Origin of the sequence: Bacillus sp. SIMBA_008, from assembly GCF_046535495.1 — a bacterium.
In the GTDB taxonomy this organism is placed as follows: domain Bacteria; phylum Bacillota; class Bacilli; order Bacillales; family Bacillaceae; genus Bacillus; species Bacillus subtilis.
The window spans coordinates 100,211-117,292 of sequence record NZ_JAWRWL010000001.1 but is presented as its reverse complement, the minus strand read 5'-3'; the positions used below and the strand labels follow the sequence as shown (position 1 = coordinate 117,292).

At 45.7% G+C, this 17,082-nt stretch carries 16 protein-coding genes; 4 read left to right on the top strand and 12 right to left on the bottom strand.

All coding sequences use genetic code 11. The features are described 5' to 3' along the window. Positions 1-37: 37 nt before the first annotated feature. Positions 38-1,111, bottom strand: coding sequence for a M42 family metallopeptidase (locus SB658_RS00595; protein WP_144500637.1), 1,074 nt, complete (start codon positions 1,109-1,111; stop codon positions 38-40). 158 nt (positions 1,112-1,269) lie between these two features. Between SB658_RS00595 and SB658_RS00590 the strand changes: the two genes are divergently transcribed. Next, positions 1,270-1,587, top strand: coding sequence for a PepSY domain-containing protein (locus SB658_RS00590; protein WP_014477682.1), 318 nt, complete (start codon positions 1,270-1,272; stop codon positions 1,585-1,587). Between the two features lie 52 nt (positions 1,588-1,639). Here SB658_RS00590 and SB658_RS00585 read toward each other — a convergent pair whose 3' ends face one another. The 3 genes from SB658_RS00585 to trmB all read right to left on the bottom strand — a co-directional run bounded on the left by SB658_RS00585 (position 1,640) and on the right by trmB (position 4,979). Further along, the gene (locus SB658_RS00585) at positions 1,640-3,340 is read right to left on the bottom strand and encodes an NAD-dependent malic enzyme (RefSeq protein ID WP_003229258.1); all 1,701 of its coding nucleotides are present in this window, start codon (positions 3,338-3,340) and stop codon (positions 1,640-1,642) included. An 82-nt stretch (positions 3,341-3,422) separates the two neighbouring features. After that, on the bottom strand, positions 3,423-4,268 hold the full coding sequence (locus SB658_RS00580) for a YtnP family quorum-quenching lactonase (protein ID WP_021480320.1): 846 nt from the start codon (positions 4,266-4,268) through the stop codon (positions 3,423-3,425). Positions 4,269-4,337: 69 nt separating this feature from the next. Further along, entirely contained in the window at positions 4,338-4,979 is a 642-nt protein-coding gene (gene trmB, locus SB658_RS00575) for a tRNA (guanosine(46)-N7)-methyltransferase TrmB (protein ID WP_021480321.1), read from the bottom strand. A 206-nt stretch (positions 4,980-5,185) separates the two neighbouring features. Here trmB and SB658_RS00570 point away from each other — a divergent pair, with 206 nt between their 5' ends. Then, positions 5,186-5,464 carry a YtzH-like family protein gene (locus SB658_RS00570; RefSeq protein ID WP_003237926.1) on the top strand — a complete coding sequence of 93 codons (279 nt, stop codon included), beginning with the start codon at positions 5,186-5,188 and terminating at the stop codon, positions 5,462-5,464. Here SB658_RS00570 and SB658_RS00565 read toward each other — a convergent pair whose 3' ends face one another. The 5 genes from SB658_RS00565 to thpR form a co-directional block, all read right to left on the bottom strand. Next, positions 5,465-6,262, bottom strand: coding sequence for a phosphotransferase family protein (locus SB658_RS00565; protein ID WP_009967993.1), 798 nt, complete (start codon positions 6,260-6,262; stop codon positions 5,465-5,467). It lies immediately after the preceding gene. Positions 6,263-6,441: 179 nt separating this feature from the next. Further along, entirely contained in the window at positions 6,442-8,598 is a 2,157-nt protein-coding gene (pulA, locus tag SB658_RS00560; protein WP_049141017.1) for a type I pullulanase, read from the bottom strand. Between the two features lie 25 nt (positions 8,599-8,623). Beyond that, positions 8,624-9,553 carry a YegS/Rv2252/BmrU family lipid kinase gene (locus tag SB658_RS00555; protein WP_021480323.1) on the bottom strand — a complete coding sequence of 310 codons (930 nt, stop codon included), beginning with the start codon at positions 9,551-9,553 and terminating at the stop codon, positions 8,624-8,626. A 48-nt stretch (positions 9,554-9,601) separates the two neighbouring features. After that, complete coding sequence (locus SB658_RS00550; RefSeq protein WP_077671506.1) at positions 9,602-10,516, bottom strand: hypothetical protein; 915 nt, start codon at positions 10,514-10,516, stop codon at positions 9,602-9,604. Positions 10,517-10,541: 25 nt separating this feature from the next. After that, positions 10,542-11,093, bottom strand: a complete 552-nt coding sequence (thpR, locus tag SB658_RS00545) for an RNA 2',3'-cyclic phosphodiesterase (protein ID WP_124058867.1) — start codon at positions 11,091-11,093, stop codon at positions 10,542-10,544. 148 nt (positions 11,094-11,241) lie between these two features. Between thpR and cysK the strand changes: the two genes are divergently transcribed. After that, positions 11,242-12,177, top strand: a complete 936-nt coding sequence (gene cysK, locus SB658_RS00540) for a cysteine synthase A (RefSeq protein ID WP_003229237.1) — start codon at positions 11,242-11,244, stop codon at positions 12,175-12,177. Between the two features lie 33 nt (positions 12,178-12,210). Here the strand turns inward: cysK and pepV are convergent, their stop codons facing one another. Then, positions 12,211-13,602: a dipeptidase PepV gene (gene pepV, locus SB658_RS00535; RefSeq protein WP_086344208.1), complete on the bottom strand. Its 1,392-nt coding sequence runs from the start codon at positions 13,600-13,602 to the stop codon at positions 12,211-12,213. A 96-nt stretch (positions 13,603-13,698) separates the two neighbouring features. Between pepV and pbuO the strand changes: the two genes are divergently transcribed. Next, complete coding sequence (pbuO, locus tag SB658_RS00530; RefSeq protein WP_003229234.1) at positions 13,699-14,997, top strand: hypoxanthine/guanine permease PbuO; 1,299 nt, start codon at positions 13,699-13,701, stop codon at positions 14,995-14,997. Positions 14,998-15,037: 40 nt separating this feature from the next. On the opposite strand, the gene SB658_RS00525 is transcribed toward pbuO, so the two are convergent. Further along, positions 15,038-16,195, bottom strand: a complete 1,158-nt coding sequence (locus SB658_RS00525) for an ABC transporter permease (RefSeq protein ID WP_015714538.1) — start codon at positions 16,193-16,195, stop codon at positions 15,038-15,040. Then, a complete protein-coding gene (locus tag SB658_RS00520; protein WP_015714539.1) occupies positions 16,192-16,902 on the bottom strand; it encodes an ABC transporter ATP-binding protein in 711 nt (236 codons plus the stop codon). Before SB658_RS00520 ends, SB658_RS00525 begins: the two co-directional genes overlap by 4 nt. Positions 16,903-17,082 lie beyond the last annotated feature (180 nt).

Genomic DNA, 17,082 nt, shown 5'->3' with positions numbered 1-17,082 from the left:
CCGAGCTTACTGCTCGTTCAACAAGCTTTTATGAAACCTACATATTTTCTTTAATCGCATCCACCGTCTGCTTATCGCAGGCTGTTACAAGTTTGATGAGCATTTCTTTAGCAGCAGCATAATCATCAATATGAATGATAGAAGCGTTTGTATGAATATAGCGGGAACATATTCCGATAACCGCTGACGGCACACCGCTGTTCGAAATATGAACCTTGCCTGCGTCTGTTCCCCCGCCGGATACAAAATATTGATATGGAATATCATGCGTTTCAGCCATATCAAGAACGAATTCCCTCATTCCGTGATGCATGACTGTCGTTCTGTCAAGAATGCGCAGCAAAAAGCCTTTTCCAAGCTGGCCGAATTCATTTTTGTCTCCGCTCATATCGTTTGCCGGGCTGGCGTCAAGGGCGAAAAACAAGTCCGGTTTAATCATATGAGAAGCCGTCTGCGCGCCCCTTAGCCCTACTTCTTCCTGAACCGTTGCACCCGCATAGAGTGTATTCGGAAGCTCTTTACCGTGTAATTCCTTCAGAAGTTCAATGCTTAAGCCGCATCCATATCTGTTATCCCATGCTTTTGATAAAATTTTCTTTTCATTCGCCATCGTCGTAAACGGACAAACAGGCACAATCTGCTGTCCCGGTTTAATGCCGATTTTGATGGCGTCTTCCTTATCATCCGCTCCAATGTCGATCATCATGTTTTTGATATCCATCGGACGGTTTCGCTGCGCATCTGTCAATAAATGCGGCGGTATGCTTGAAATCACACCCGGAACCGGCCCGTTATCTGTTTGAATTTCAACCCGCTGCGCAAGCAAAACCTGGCTCCACCAGCCGCCGAGCGTCTGGAATCTGAGCAGCCCGTTGTCTGTAATGGATGTCACCATAAAGCCGACTTCGTCCATGTGCCCGGCTACCATAATTCTCGGTGCGTCCTCTGCGCCTCGTCTGACTCCGAAAACACTTCCCAGTCTGTCCTGAACGATGTCATCGGCATATTTGGCTAGCATCTGCTTCATAAAAGCACGAACCTGATGCTCATTGCCCGGCGCGCCGGGAAGCTGCGTCAGTGTTTGGAAAAGCGCTTTCGTTTCTTGATTCATGTTTTCCCCTCATTTCTATGTAGTCCTTTTATTTTATTAGAAACAATGAAGTTTTCCAAGCACCCTGACCCAATCTGCTCGATCAGCCGCGTATTGCTTAACAGGATTTGGCTGTTTCTGTATAATGAAAAGTACGATCAACCAGGAGGTGCTTTATTTTGAAATTGCGTCATCTTCTTTTAGGAGCAGGACTTGGAATTTGTACGGCTGTCGTTGTGAAACAATATGTGATGAAGCCTTATATTTCTTCAGAAAAAGCGCTTCGCATTGTAAAATCTGCTTTTAAGCAGCGGGGCCCGATTGACGGATCATGGATTTACACCCAGCCGGAGCCTTACAATATTAACGGAGAAACGGTACAGGTATACAAAACCGGCATTACACGATCAGCTTTCGGAGAATTAGAACAGTATGAAGTCATGGTGGATGCGAAAACGGGAGAAATTGTTGATGTCATTGATACAATCGCCTCTTAACACCGGACAAGCAAAAAATAGAAGCCGCTGCCTATGCAGCGGCTCTTTTTTATTATATCGCGCGAATCGGTTTGTATACCGGATACCACATCGCATCCTGCACTGCCTGTATAATGTCTTCAGGCTCTTCCGTAGCGACGCCTTCCTTCATTGCGGTTTTTGCAACTTCAACAGCAACGGTTGCCGAAACAGTGCGCAAATCTTCAACTTTTGGAAGCATCGGCGCGCCAGGCACCCCGACATTGACCATACCTGCGATTGCCCGGGCACATGCTTCAAACATGCCGTCGGTAATTAATTTTGATTTTGTAACAATCGTTCCAAGACCGAGACCAGGGAAGACAAGCGCGTTGTTTGCCTGCCCGATATGATACGTAACTCCGTTATATTCAACTGGCGGGAACGGGCTTCCTGTCGTGATCAGCGCACGGCCTTCTGTCCATTCGATTAAATCCTCCGGTTTTGCTTCAGAAAGGGTTGTCGGATTTGACATTGGCAAAATCGCCGGCCGTTTCACATGTGACGCCATTTCTTTTACAATTTCTTCAGTGAAAGCGCCGGAAACTGTAGATGTGCCGATCAGGATCGTCGGTTTCGCCTGCCGGACCACTTCAAGAAGATCAATGCCTCCGCCGTCTCCGTTCCGCTGATAATCCTTCACTTCATCAGCCGAACGGGCATACGGCTTTTGGAAATCAAGAAGCTGATCCATATCATCTGTTAACAGCCCGTTTCTGTCTATGCACCAGAAGCGCTTGTATGATTCTTCTTCACTCAGTCCCTCGCGCACCAATGCTTCCCGCAGCTGTTCGGCAATTCCGATTCCTGCCGTTCCCGCTCCGAATATAACAACTCTGTGATCCCTCAGCGGAACTTTAGACGCTTTTGCACAGGATAAGACTGCGGCCAAAGAAACAGCGCCAGTTCCTTGGATATCATCATTAAAGGTACACACTTTATCTTTATAGCGTTTCAAAATGCTTCGTGCGTTTTTCGCCCCGAAATCCTCCCAATGCAGCAATGCATTCGGAAATGTTTCTCTCGCCAGCGCAACGTAGTCGTCAATAAATTGGTCATAGCGTTCTCCGCGCACTCTAGAATGCTGGTTGCCGACATAAAGCGGGTCGTTCAAGAGGCTCTCCTGATTTGTCCCCGCATCTAAAACAACAGCCAGCACTCTGCTCGGATCAATGCCCGCAGCCGCTGTATAAACCGCCAGCTTGCCAATAGAAATTGCGATTCCTCCGACGCCCCAGTCACCGATTCCTAAAATTCCTTCCGCATCAGTTGCAACAATTAAATCGATCGTATCGCTTTGATCTTTATACTGTTTAAATGCTTCTTTCATACCGTCCGGGTCATCGATTGACAGATAGAGCCCTCGTGGTTTTCTGTATTCATGGCTGTATCTCTGGATTGCCGTTCCGACTGTCGGTGTGTAGACAATCGGGAGCATTTCCCCTAAATGGTCATTTAACAGGCGGTAAAACAGCGTTTCATTCCGATCGTGCAGCGCCGTTAAATAGACATTTTTGCTCAAATCGTCAGGCTGTGCGGAATATTGCTCATACGCTCTTTTCGCCTGATCATCAATTGTTAATACCTTGGGCGGCAGAAAGCCTTTTAAACCAAGTTCTTTTCTTTCTTCCTCAGTAAAAGCAACACCTTTGTTCAAAAAAGGAACAGAGAGCACTTCAAGGCCTCTTAATGTTGTTTGAATGTCTCCTTCGTTTGTTACTCTGAATTGTTTCACCCTGCCTCTTCCTTTCTGAGCATAATTAGTACTAGGTTTGCATTATTAGCCGGAAAACATGCAGGGTAAACATAAAAATATGCTATTGCTTCATTCGCTTGACTGAATCTTTGATGCTTCCGTCCTCCTCCCATTGAAGGGCGCGATACTCGGCATCATGATAAAAAATAAACCAAGCGTCTTTTTCTGCTGCGAACGCCTGCCATTTCTGCTTTTGCGGGATAGAGGTCATCGGATAATCATCGTAAGCCAGCACCCATAGCGGATTGCGGTGGGCATGTGTCGGCATCAGATCTGCCATATGTACGGCAGTTTCACCCGCATCCTCGCATATCAGGACACTGTGTCCGTCGCTATGGCCTCCGGTGTGATGCATTGTAATACCCTCTGTGATCGTTAAGGTGTCTTCAAAGGTTTTGACTTGGCCAGCTACAGCCTCCCAATTTTCTTTCCAATACGTATTTTTCGACCTGATATTCGGATGGCGCATTTCGTCCCATTCAACAGCTGATGTATAAATCACTGCATTCGGAAAGACAGAGACGAGCCGTTCACCTTCATATTCCGTTAAACCGCATGCATGATCAAAATGAAGGTGTGTCATTGCGATCACATCTATATCGGCAACCGTTAATCCGAGTGCAGCTAATGAGGGTTTCACATTCGACTCTTGTGTCACGCCATAGTTTCGTTTTTGTTTATCAGTCAGCTTGCCGGACCCAATTCCGGCGTCAACGATGATATTGAGCCCATCCTTTTGAATCAAAATAGGGTCTGTCCTTAGTTCAATCTGGTTTTTTTCATTGACTGGATATTTTTTAGACCAAAGCGGCTTTGGCACAACGCCGAACATGGCGCCTCCGTCCATATGCGTCACGCCTCCGTCAAGCCAGGTCAACGTGATGTTTCCAATTTTCATTGTTTCCATTTTCATCCCCCCTGTCATCATGGTAGCAAACGGCCCATAAAAAAAACAGACTCCTGTCAGAGTCTGTCTTTACGTTCTCCATTCAACCTCAGCCCGATAGATCGGCTGGCCGAGTGCAGAGAATTTTTCTTCATATTCTGTCATAATATTGCCTTCGAGATTGCTGTTATGCAAATCAAGACTGACGTATGTCAGCAGGAGGCCGTACTCAGAGAAGCTCTTCAAAGAGTACTCAAACAAACCTCGGTTGTCCGTTTTAAAATGAATCGCTCCGCCTTTGCCCATTACTTCTTCATATTTTTTGAGGAAGTGGGAATATGTCAGGCGGCGTTTTTCATGCCGTTTCTTCGGCCAAGGATCAGAAAAGTTCAAGTAGACCCGTTTCACTTCCCCCGGCTCAAACACATCCGTCAGCGTGTCCGCATCTATATTCAGAAGCTTTACATTCTGCGCTTCGCTGTCTTTTACTTTTTGGACGGCTGTCACGATGACGCTTTTAAATAACTCAATACCAATATAATTGATGTCGGGATTTTGTTTGGCCATACCAGAAATAAATTGGCCTTTTCCTGTACCAACCTCGATATGGATCGGATTGTCGTTGCCAAACACTGTGTTCCATTTCCCTTTATAATCAGCAGGATTGCTGATGGCAATATCTGCGTTTTCAGCCAAAAAGTCATCAGCCCAAGGCTTGTGGCGCATTCTCATATGATTGACACCTCTATCTATTATTTCGACTAACAACATACCATGAATTAAAAAGACCCGCAAGCTCGTTTTTCCAGTGTATCTCTCTTAAGGCCGAGCGCATAAAAAAAGAGGGTCCCGTCTGCTGGAACACTCCTTTCACATGTATAAAAGCGCTCTGTTTTGAACAATTTAACCCGTATGATACTGAAGGGATGTGTACCGTTATGGGTTTACATTATGAGCATCAAGTTCATTTATTGAAGGATATATTGACTGACCATCAATTGGACTGCTGCGGAACAGTCGCAGAGTACGAGCAGCTTGAGCGTGTGATTAAATCACTGATGGCAAACACCGAGCTTGATTCAAATTTCAAAAACGTGCTTGAAGATGTTTACCGCTACAGCCAATCAGGAATATCGTCCAAATCCATCGACTCACACATACAAGAGCATCAGAATAGCCTGTCTCAATGGGTAGAGCAAATGGATTCGTATTCCTGATTAATCAACAATTCGTTTCATGAGGATATGCAGCTCTTCCATTGCATCATGAAATTCCTTATCATTGCCTTTTGCTTTATGCCAGGCAATGAAAGTAATTGTTTCAGATAACACATACCAAGCCATTCGCAACCGAAGGCTTTCTGTCAGCTCTATGCCGTACATGCTCAGCCAGCTCTCCCAAGCTGGCTTTTCGACGTAGTGGTACAGCAAAGGCCCGAGGTCCATCGCCGGATCAGCGATCATGGCGCCGTCCCAGTCAATTAAATACAGCTGGTTGTCTTCAGACAATAGCCAGTTATTATGATTGACATCACAATGGCAAACGACTTTCTCACCGAAATGCACTTCATGCAGGTGTTCTTCCAAATACTTGATCCCTTCTTGAATCAGCGGCGAAGATTGCTGCACAGCAAATACAGCCTGCTTCAGCTGAGACAAAAGAGCCCCCGGGTTCAGCGGTTCTTTTCCAAGTCTCTTCAGCATGTCCAGCAAGGCTTTTGATGTGTGTATTTTACGAAGCAATTCAGCAACGGGCCGTCCGCTCATGTCTTTAGGCTTCAGCTCTCTGCCGGTCATCCAGTGCTGGGCCGTAATGACGTCCCCATTTTCCATCCGTTTTGTCCAAACCAGCTTCGGAACAATGCCTTCGGCGGATAAAACAGCTAAAAAAGGTGAGCTATTACGTTTTAAAAAAAGCTGCTGCCCGTTATGTTTCGCATAATATGCATCTCCTGTAGCTCCTCCGGCGGGGAAGATCTCCCAATCGCTACCTAGTAATTGTCCCAACCAGTTCATATCAATGTTCAACCCATCATTTCTTAAAATATTTTAGAATTAAGGCTAATCGTTTCTAGTCTATCCAGCGAATGCCTTTTTCGTACGAATCGTATAAAAATAAAAAAGACAGCTATTGAGAGTCTCATATGCTAATCAATAGCCGTCCTTTAAATTTTAGCGCTATAGCACAAACTTCGTCAAGCAAAACTCTTAAGATCTGATGCTAAATATAAGATAACTGTTCCGATGCCGTTTACTGCAACCGTTTTCTTAATTTCTGCCGGGTCTTCCTGAAATCCTGATGGATCACATAAAAGCCGATAAGGTATGTCGTTTGGCAGCCTCCACTCGACGGAGTCAGGACTCGCGTGATGGATAACAATGATATCTTTCCATTCGTCAACCTCGTCAAGATCATAAAGCCTGTATGCGATAAGGTGTTCTTTTAGCGTCAAGCATTCAAGATGGCGCCGGATGTCTGCAGCGGACCTAAGACGGAATGCAGGATGCGCTTTTCTCAGCGAGATCAGCCTGCGGATATAGTGAACATCTTCTTTGAATGTTTCACGGCGATCCCAGTCGAGCTGGTTGATGCTGTCACTGGATTGATAGCTGTTTTCCACTCCCTGCTTCGTCCGGAAAAATTCCTGGCCGCTGTGAATAAACGGCACCCCTTGGGCAAGCAAAATAATCGCGGCTGCAAGCCTTTGCCTGCTTCGCTTTCGGCTGTCATTTTCTTGAGGAAGCGCAAAGCTCATTTTATCCCAAAAGGTGTGATTGTCGTGTGATTCGACATAATTGATGGACTGGCTTGGTTCCGGAACAATCGGTGCTAATGCCTTCCATCCGGAAGACCCGGCAATTCCATGCATCACAGCTTGTGCTGATTCACCGCTGCCGAGCGCAAACCCTACTGCCTTAAGGTGAAAGGTGTTCCCTTTTACAGCGTCACGAAACATATCATTAAAAAAGCCGATGCCCGGCATTCTTGGCGCGTTCGCCAAAGCAGCTTTCTGTTCATGCGGCAGCGGTGTAGCCAGATCCCACCCTTCTCCAAAAAGCAGGATTCCGGGCTTTGCCTTAGTTGCTTTCTCTTTCATATAAAGCACGGTGTCAATATCTAAAATCCCGAGGAGATCAAAGCGGAAGCCGTCAACATTGTATTCTTCAAGCCAATAGACCAAGCAATCCGCAATGAATTTTCTTGCCATCCTTCTTTCTGATGCAATATCATTGCCAACGCCGGTGCCGTTTGATGGCATCCCACATTCGTCGTGCCGGAAAAAATAACCGGGCACTGTCTTTTCAAAGGGGGAATTCTCCCTCTTATACACATGGTTAAAAACAACATCCAGAATGACTCGCAGACCGTGCTGATGCAGGGTATTGATCATTTGTTTCAGCTCTGTTTTTCTCGTTTGAGGATCATGAGGATTTGAGGCATAGCTTCCCTCCGGGGCAAAGAAATGAAGCGGGTTATATCCCCAATTGTATGCATCAAGCGGCTTCTCTTCATCAACTCCGGCAAAATCATTCACCGGCAGAAGCTCCACATGTGTCACACCAAGCTCTTTTACATACGCTAATCCCGAAGAACTGCCATTTGCGGTTTGTGTATCAGTTTCCGTCAGCGCTAAGTATTTTCCCTTGTTTATCATGCCGCTGTTTTCATGGATGGAGAAGTCGCGAAGATGCGTCTCATAGATGACGGCATCCACAGGGTGTGAGAATGGTTTAAGAGGAGCAGTCCATTTCATTTGATCCGGGCGCAAGACGACGCCCTTCTCTCCATTTACAGTCACAGCCTTGGCATACGGGTCAACTGTTTCCATCCATTCTGAATTGTTGCAGATGCAAAACAAATACTCATATCCGTGAAGGTCACCTGTGACCGTAACGGCATAGACGCCTTTTTCCAACCGAGTCATTTGGAATGTGCGCCCGCTTTTATTGGGGTATGAAAGCTTGACAGCAGCTGAGGTTGCAGCAGGCGCCCATACTTTAAATACGGTATGATCCGCGGTATAAACGGCGCCCAGCTCTCCGTCATAATAAAATTCGTCATCAAACGCAGCCGTCCGGATGACCGCGCCAATTTGGAGATCCGTTTTGTGGCCGCTGGATGCTCTGACGCAATGGATTTTTCCAAATGTCACAGGATGGTCGGATACGCAGACGTACTTGTATTTTGCTTCAAGGGAGTATTCCTCCCTGACAGCCAGAGGAAAAACTGTTGTTTCTGTCTCAAGCCGAAACGGCGGTGTCATGATTCCCTTTTGTTCAGCAGGAATCAGAACAGTAATGATATTCATGTCATCGACATACGCTTCGAAGCTGCGGCGGATGCTGACCATCGGAAGCTCTCTCCTTCAAACACGTTTATGTTTTGATCCTTAGGGGTGAAGGACTAGAAGCCAGACGAAACGGGGTAGTGCCCATGATTTCTCCGTCAGCATGGAACGGGATTTTGTCCTTCGTGTAAAATGTAATGTCCTTCGCTTTAAACATCGTAACGCCATCCATCTTTGTATGTTTTCCAAATGCCATGAGACATAAAAGCCAATATTTTTTCAAAAACGGCTGGTTTTCAACGATTACAATATCAAATGTCTTCTCGCGCGGATTTGCTAGGGGCGCCGCCTTCATGCCTCCCCCGTAAAACGGATGGTTGGATACAACGGCAAACCAGACATCATGAAATTCGAGCGTCTCGTCTTCCGTCGTACAAGCTAACGTAAACGGCTTAAAGGTTGCCGAAGCGTGCAAATGAGAAAGCGGATACACCAGAAATCGAAGGCGGAGAAAAAGAAAAACCCGTCTCAACGGAAATTCCATCGCCTTTTTATTGACATATGCGTCAAACCCGATCCCGATATGATTCATAAAATAAAGAATCTGTGATTTATCCTGAAGGAAATTGACGCTCCCTAAATGAAAGGTTCTTGTTAACGGGCGCTTTACCTTCTTGATTTCCTGTATCAGATCGATTTTTTTAATAGAGAATCCTCGCGAAAAATCATTATATGCGCCCGCCGGCACAAAGCTCAGCTCAATATCGTCAACATCTTTCAGCCCGTTGACAACTTCATGCATGGTTCCGTCTCCGCCAATGACGATCAGGCGCTTCAGCTTATATTCTTGTATCGTTGAAATCTGTCTGGCGAGCACCTCGGCGTGTCCCGGATGTTCAGTTAAAAATGAACGGTGCTCAACCTTTCGTTTGATCAATTCTTTTTGAATGGACTTCCAAACACGCAGGCCGTTTCGATGTCCTGCTGTCGGATTAATAATAAAAAACCAATGGCTCATCTTTCTCACCTGCTTATGTTATGAGAAAACCGCTCAAATCGTTCTCTTTTACTCCAGCCACTCCTGTCTGCGATAGGAGTCAGACATGCAGTAAGACAATAGAGCCTTTGCAGCCTTTACCTGATGATGTTTGATCGGAGCAGTGTTTTTCTTCTGCCGCTCAATCCATTCTTCCGCGCTCCGCTTATCCGCTATTTCTAAGCCGTATGGCGGCTCCGGGTAATCGATGTACGACGTTCTGCTCAGAAGCAATTTTCGAACCGGAATCTCAGCCTGTTTTTCCTTTACGATCTTTGACACAACCGAGTCCGTACGAAACAGGCTAAGCCCTGGATTTAACACTGATGCAGTCTGAGAGGCTGTTTTCTTGTCCCAAAAACGATTTTTAGACCCTATGTAGACACTGTCTTCCTCAGCCTCTAAAAAAGAAACGCAATAAATTTCCAGAGGAGAAATAATCACAATGCTTAATTCAACCGCCGCCTGCTGAATTTTCAGCACAGGCTTATACATAATAAAATAAGAATCAGGCAGCTGCTGGGTCAGATAACGCAAAATGCGGTCCTGCTTCACCTGGTTTGAGAGTTGAGATATTTCTGAAAGAGTAGAGCTTGCCCATTTGAGCTGAAAATCATATAAATGCCTTTTATAAAAAGAAGCAAGCGCCACCCTGCTCTTCGGGAGCCTTACATGAATATCTTCTTCGTCCTCAAACCATTGGTGTCTCTCTTCTTGTATATCGGCTTTTATCTCTTCTTTTCTTCTTTTCAATGAAAATTTTTTTCGTTTCTGCACCGGTTCCGGTTCTTCAGCAATGGCTTGCCTTTCTTCATGCTGGCGCTCCGCTGCTTCTACTAGTGAAAGCCAGCGCTCTTTTTTCAGACGTACAAACTGGTTGATATAATGGTACGGATCAAGCTCATATCTCGATATATAATCATGAATTTTGATGATTTGTGCCATGTTTGTTTCTCCACTCCGCAATGAATTAAGATAATTGAAATTTGAATATTTCCTCGTATTTTGGTGATTGGTTCAAGTGTATTTGAAAGAGCGAAAACCGTTCAGCCATCATCGAAACCTCGCCGCTTTCAAACGGAACATGAGCCGGAAATCCTTCTTCGCCTGTCCATTTTCTTGCCAGCGTCATATGAGGATGATACGGTCTTTTTTCCACTTGAAAGCCGGCCTGAAGTACAGCCTGCTTCGTATGTTCCCGCAGTCTTTCTAGCGTTTTGTTTTTCTTTGGCTCCAGGTGTAAAACGCGCGGCCTTTTGCGGTCGCCGAATACATCTATCTTGCCAAACTCAATTGAAAATGGATCGATTTCTGAAGCAATCTCGGCTAGCGAACCTTCAAGCTTCTTTATTTGTGTCTCATCCGCCGCTCCGAGAAAAATTAACGTGATATGATAGTCAAGCGGGTGCACCCATTTTTGAAACGCCAATACCGGTTCGTTTTTCGCAGCCTGGTAGATCGGATTTGCAATTCCCTCAGGTATGGGAACGCCGATGAAATAATGAGGCCGTATATCTGGCATCCGTCTGACACTCCCTTCTTTGACAGCTATTATTTTATCAATAAAGAGGCTGTGCGGATAGAGGAACAGTGTATGAAAACACTCTCGCACAAACGTTTATTATGTTAGGATATTATATGACACTTGTTTTATTCAGAAAGGAATGACAATGTTGAAAATCGTTGCAAACACAGCTGATCTGATAGGAGATACACCGCTAGTGAGATTGAATCGGCTTCAGCCGGAAAATGCGGCACAAGTCTATTTAAAGCTTGAATTTTTCAATCCGAGCGGCAGTGTGAAAGACAGAGCCGCTTATCAAATGATCATAGAAGCTGAACAAAACGGTTTACTCAAGCCGGGATCAGTTATTATAGAGCCGACAAGCGGAAATACCGGCATCGGGCTCGCCATGAATGCGGCAGCACGCGGATATAAAGCAATTTTAGTTATGCCTGATACAATGACGAAGGAACGGATCAACCTGCTTAAAGCTTACGGCGCAGAGGTTGTATTAACTCCCGGAGAGGAAAGAATGCCGGGCAGCATCAAAAAAGCGAAGGAGCTTGCCGAACAAATTCCGAACAGCTATATTCCAATGCAGTTCGATAACACTGCCAATCCTGATGCGCACCGGAAAACAACAGCGCCTGAAATCGCCCGGGCAATAGAGGAAATCGGAAAACCGCTCGGCGCTTTTGTAGCCTCCTCTGGAACGGGCGGAACCATTACCGGAACAGGTGAGGCGCTCAAAGAGCTTTTTCCGGATATCACGGTCCATGTTGTTGAGCCAGCGGGTTCGCCTGTATTATCCGGCGGTAAACCTGGCGCGCATAAACTTGTAGGAACGAGTCCAGGCTTTATACCGCCGATTTTAAACGAAGACGTTTATGATGAAATTATCAAAATCTCTGATGAAGACGCGTATACGACGACAAGACGGCTCGCTGCTGAAGAAGGAATTCTTGTCGGTCCTTCATCAGGCGCTGCCTGCTTCGCGGCAATCGAAACAGCGAAACGCCTCTCTCCTGACAAAGTTGTGGTCTGCATGACAGCTGATACAGGAGAACGGTACTTATCAACTGATTTATGGTCATTTATTTAAAAAAAGGACTGGCTTCAGCAGAAGCCGGTCCTTTTATTTTGCAAGCTCGTAAATGGCCTGAGCATATAACGCTGTCGATCTCAGCAGGTCATCAATTTCGATATATTCATCCTTTTGGTGTGCGCTGTCAGGGCGTCCGGGGAACAGCGGGCCAAACGCGACACCGGCTTTTAAGGATCTCGCATAAGTCCCCCCGCCGATTGAGATTAAGTCAGCTTTTTTACCCAGCTGGCCTTCATAAACCTTTTGCAGGGTTTTGACTAACGGATGATCTGCGGACACGTGATGCGGCTTGCTGTCTTTGAATTCTCCCAGCTCAAATTCAGATGCGCTTTCGAATGTATCGCGGATCACTTTGCTTTCTGCTGTCACAGGATAGCGGATATTGATCCCGAGCTCGCCTCCTTGCCCTTCTTTATAGCGCAGTGTTCCGACATTTAATGTCAGCTCTCCGCTGATTTCATCCTCACAGTCGATGTCCAGTTTTTTTCCTCTTGTATCACCTGAGAACTTATCTGTCACAACTTGCACAAACCGCTTTCCTGCATCGTCAAGCTCAGTCTGCTGGAGAAATTCGCACAATAAAATGCCGGCATTGATCCCATTGTTCGGTTCCATCGCATGGCAGGAAAGACCGTACATACGCAAAATGAGCTGTCCGTTCTCTATTGCAGCTTCCCCTTTTTGGTCCGTCGTGCGGAGCATGTCTTTAAATGAAGACATAATCTCTTCTTTTTTCAGCCCTTCAATGACAGCTTCCGCAGCGTCAGGCACCATGTTTAAGCGAAGGCCTGATTGAAACGAGACAAGCACTGCCTTTGGTTCTGCTTGATTTGGGCGGTGCGGAATAAGTAAAGAAGCATCGATGATCCCTTTTTCCGCATTAATGATCGGAAAATCGGCGTCAGGCGCAAAGCCCATTGTTGGCATTTCTTCATGCTTGAAATAATGCTCTACGCATCTCCAATCACTTTCTTCATCTGTTCCGATAATCATTCTGACTCGCTTGGACAGGGGCAAATTCATGTCTTTCACGATTTTCAGCGCGTAGAATGCCGCCATTGTCGGGCCTTTGTCATCAATGGCGCCCCTTGCATAAATCCGTCCGTTGCGGATTTCAGCTGAAAATGGATCACTCGTCCACCCATCTCCCGGCGGCACGACGTCAACATGGCAAAGTACGCCGATAATGTCATCGCCCTCCCCCCATTCAATATGACCTGCGAAGCCGTCAAGATTTTTTGTTGTAAAGCCTTCTTTTTCTCCAAGCTCCAGCAATGAAGTCAGGCTGGCATTTACCCCTTCTCCAAACGGTTTACCGGGTCCGGCGGTTGTTTCGTCCATGACACTGTTGATTCTCAAAAATTCCTGTGTATCACGAATTAAATCCTCTTTTTTTCTGATTACTTCAACTTCCCAGTTCATAATGATCCCCTTTCCGCAAGAAATGACTTGCAAAAACCAAATAAAACGAATAATATTAATGGTGTTTTGTTAAAACGTTCGTAATTGGAGGATACTATGTTTCATCTAAAAGAGCAGCAAACATCCATAAAGCAAGAAATCATAGCAGGGCTGACGACCTTTTTCACAATGGTCTATATCGTCGTGGTCAATCCGGTCATTCTGGCTAACGCCGGGGTTCCTTTCGACCAGGTTTTCACCGCAACGATTATTGCCTCCATTGTCGGAACGCTGTGGATGGCCCTGGCAGCAAATTATCCGATTGCTATTGCGCCCGGCATGGGCTTGAACGCTTATTTAGCCTTTCATGTCGTAAGCGCAAGCGATGGCGGCATCACGTACGCAACAGCTTTCAGCGCAGTATTTACAGCAGGGGTTCTCTTCATTATTCTATCGTTAACGCCTTTAAGAAAACAACTTATAGAAGCGATTCCAAACAATTTAAAATACGGGATCACAACAGGGATCGGGCTGTTTATTGCTTTTATCGGTTTGCGTCAAGCGGGAATTGTGGCAGCTGATGAGTCAAACCTGGTCACTCTCGGCAATCTGCATTCACCTGGTGTTATCTTAACGCTGGTCGGCCTTTTGATCAGCGTGGTCCTGATGGTGCTGAATGTAAGCGGCGCTTTATTTATCGGAATGGCAGCTACCGCTTTGATCGCCTTTTTCACCGGTCAGCTCCATTTTTCAAAGGGATTTATGTCGCTTCCTCATTTGCCGGAAGGATTGATGATCTCAAATCCATTTACCGCTTTTGGCGATGTCATTCATCACGGCCTGTACGCTGTCGTCTTTTCTTTTCTATTAGTCACCATTTTTGATACGACAGGCACGATGATCGGAGTTGCCGAGCAAGCCGGGCTGATGAAGAACAACAAGCTGCCGAACGTGCGAAAAGCGCTGCTTGCTGATTCAACCGCGACGACAGTAGGAGCTGTTTTCGGCACAAGTCCAACGACTGCATTTATCGAGTCTTCCGCCGGTGTTGCAGCCGGGGGAAGAACGGGGCTTACGGCTTTGACTGTCGCGGTGATGTTTGCGGCTTCAATGTTTTTCAGTCCGCTTGTCAGCGCCTTGTCAGGTATAGCCGCCATCACCTCGCCTGCTTTGATTATCGTCGGCAGCCTGATGATGGGCTCGGTTTCCAATATGAACTGGAAAGAGATGGACGAGGCATTTCCAGCGTTTCTCGTCATTCTGGCCATGCCTTTGACCTCGAGCATTTCTACAGGAATCGCGCTTGGCTTTATTTCGTACCCAATTGTAAAAGCGGCGCGGGGAAAATGGAGAGAGATTCATCCGCTCGTCATCGTTTTCGCCATTCTGTTTTTCATCCAGCTGTTTATTTTATAAGGATAGACCAAAAAACCCAAACGTCGCCGTTTGGGTTTTTTTATGTAAACAATAAAGAGACAGCGGCCGCTAAAAAACAACAGGCGGCAAACGCATAGTGCAGGATGTTGATACAGTTTTTTCTGGCCCGATAATATTCATCACTTTCCTTATCGGCGCCAATTAAAAAAGGGGCATCCATGACCTTGTCAAAAATAAGCGTCAGGATATAACGGCAAACCCCTGTATACACCAGCAGCGCAATCACCTTCAGCCAAATTGGGGAAACAAATATGAGAACGGTGAAAGCTGACAATAGCATGTACATCTGCCTCGCATACTCGCCATTCCTCAGCATGACTTTAAAAAACAATTCCTTATAGCCTGTGCAGATCGTTCGTCTTTTAAATATCCTTTTTGAATTTCGGTATAATAACGGTTTTCTTCTCATCCTGTCTTTTACTTTTGGCATTCCCGCCTCCTGACTCATCATCATCACAAGTCCTGCAAGGGCAAGCCTGCTTTTTTTCTCTTCAGTCACCTCAGCTTCAAAAGCCGTGAACGAAGCCGTCTTTTTCAAACTGCGGATAACTGAGAAAAGCAAAAATAAAATGCCAAAAAGCGCAAGCAAGTGCCACTGAGTCAAAACAATCAGGATAGCAGAACCAGCAAAAAATATAGCTCTGACAAGGATATCACCAATCCATCTCGAAATAGAGCGCGGCTTTCTGATCCTGTCTTGCTTTAAGGATAAAAAGAATATATGAAGGCCAAACAAATAACACAATAGAGCAGTGCTTTCTGCGAATGTGATGTGAACAGAATGACTGATCAAGGGAAGGACAATGAAAAAGAGAAGCAGCCATTTAGCCATCGTGACGAGAAAAGAATACAAAAGCGCGTACCGTTTGAGCTGATAGATGATTTCTTTCTTTTGCAGCAAAAACACTTTGTCCGCTTCCATTAAAAATGTACGAATCGAGCCTGTAAACATGATCAGCCCACACACAGCGTACAGCCATCTCCACTCCGCCACTTCAGACCACTCATAAAGAAGACCTCTTCCATTCATCAAATCAATATACTGATAGATGACAAAAGCAATCGCCGGCAAAACAATATAGAGAGCGACTGTCCAGTCAATGACCGCATGCAACACTTTAAACTGATACTTGTAATAGTCAAACAGCCTTCGAAAAAAGAGCGTACGCCCGTTCATGGCCGATCACCTTGAACTGCCTTATAAAAACAGTCAAGCAATGACTGCCCCTCTAATCCGGTCTTGTCCTGAATATCTTTTAACGTGCCTTGGAGAAATAATGAACCTTTCTCAATCATATAAAACCGGTCACAGATTTTTTCCGCGGTATCGAGTACATGCGTGCACATAAGAATTCCGGCTCCACGTTCTTTTTCAGCCTTAAGCATGTCCACAAAGCGTTTCGTCGATATCGGATCAAGGCCGATAAACGGTTCATCAATCACATACATATCCGGCTTAGAGAGAAAGGCCTGGATAAGCATTAGTTTTTGCTGCATGCCCTTCGAAAAGGTGACAGGCAGCTCATGTTTGACATGATCAAGCGAAAACGTCTGCAGCAGGCTTTGGGCCCGATGCGCAAATTCTCTCTCTTCAATGCCGTGGAGTGTGCTGATCAGATCCAAATGCTCCCACAGCGTCAGTTCTTCGTAAAAGGACGGATGCTCCGGAATATATGCAAATGAACAGTCGTTCCAGGCAATATGCCCTTTAAAATCTTCTGAAAGGCCGAGTATCGCCTTGATTGCGGTGCTTTTTCCGGCGCCGTTAGCTCCGATCAGTCCAACTAGTTCCCCTTTTCTGACTTCCAGAAAAACATCGGTGAGCACTTTTTTTCGGCTTGTATACCCGGCCTGTTCTATTGAAGCTTCAAGCAAATTTGTCAAAACTCACCCACCTCCAAAATTTACTACGAAACAGAATAAAAAAAGTTTCTTTAACCATAATAATATTGAGCCGAAATACATAGTAATCCAACAAGGATGGCTGCCCAACGCGAATTGGAAAAAATTAATAGGAGTTATCCCTAGATTCATCACTGCAATATCGTGTATAATGAGGGCGAA

What these genes read in the sequence shown, in the direction of transcription:
- cysK (WP_003229237.1), top strand. Translation starts at nt 11,242, where the DNA reads ATGTTGAAAATCGTTGCAAACACAGCTGATCTGATAGGAGATACACCG.
- SB658_RS00595 (WP_144500637.1), bottom strand. Translation starts at nt 1,111, where the DNA reads ATGAATCAAGAAACGAAAGCGCTTTTCCAAACACTGACGCAGCTTCCC.
- pbuO (WP_003229234.1), top strand. Translation starts at nt 13,699, where the DNA reads ATGTTTCATCTAAAAGAGCAGCAAACATCCATAAAGCAAGAAATCATA.
- thpR (WP_124058867.1), bottom strand. Translation starts at nt 11,093, where the DNA reads ATGCCAGATATACGGCCTCATTATTTCATCGGCGTTCCCATACCTGAG.
- SB658_RS00570 (WP_003237926.1), top strand. Translation starts at nt 5,186, where the DNA reads ATGGGTTTACATTATGAGCATCAAGTTCATTTATTGAAGGATATATTG.
- SB658_RS00580 (WP_021480320.1), bottom strand. Translation starts at nt 4,268, where the DNA reads ATGGAAACAATGAAAATTGGAAACATCACGTTGACCTGGCTTGACGGA.
- SB658_RS00555 (WP_021480323.1), bottom strand. Translation starts at nt 9,553, where the DNA reads ATGAGCCATTGGTTTTTTATTATTAATCCGACAGCAGGACATCGAAAC.
- pulA (WP_049141017.1), bottom strand. Translation starts at nt 8,598, where the DNA reads ATGGTCAGCATCCGCCGCAGCTTCGAAGCGTATGTCGATGACATGAAT.
- trmB (WP_021480321.1), bottom strand. Translation starts at nt 4,979, where the DNA reads ATGAGAATGCGCCACAAGCCTTGGGCTGATGACTTTTTGGCTGAAAAC.
- SB658_RS00525 (WP_015714538.1), bottom strand. Translation starts at nt 16,195, where the DNA reads ATGAACGGGCGTACGCTCTTTTTTCGAAGGCTGTTTGACTATTACAAG.
- pepV (WP_086344208.1), bottom strand. Translation starts at nt 13,602, where the DNA reads ATGAACTGGGAAGTTGAAGTAATCAGAAAAAAAGAGGATTTAATTCGT.
- SB658_RS00565 (WP_009967993.1), bottom strand. Translation starts at nt 6,262, where the DNA reads ATGAACTGGTTGGGACAATTACTAGGTAGCGATTGGGAGATCTTCCCC.
- SB658_RS00550 (WP_077671506.1), bottom strand. Translation starts at nt 10,516, where the DNA reads ATGGCACAAATCATCAAAATTCATGATTATATATCGAGATATGAGCTT.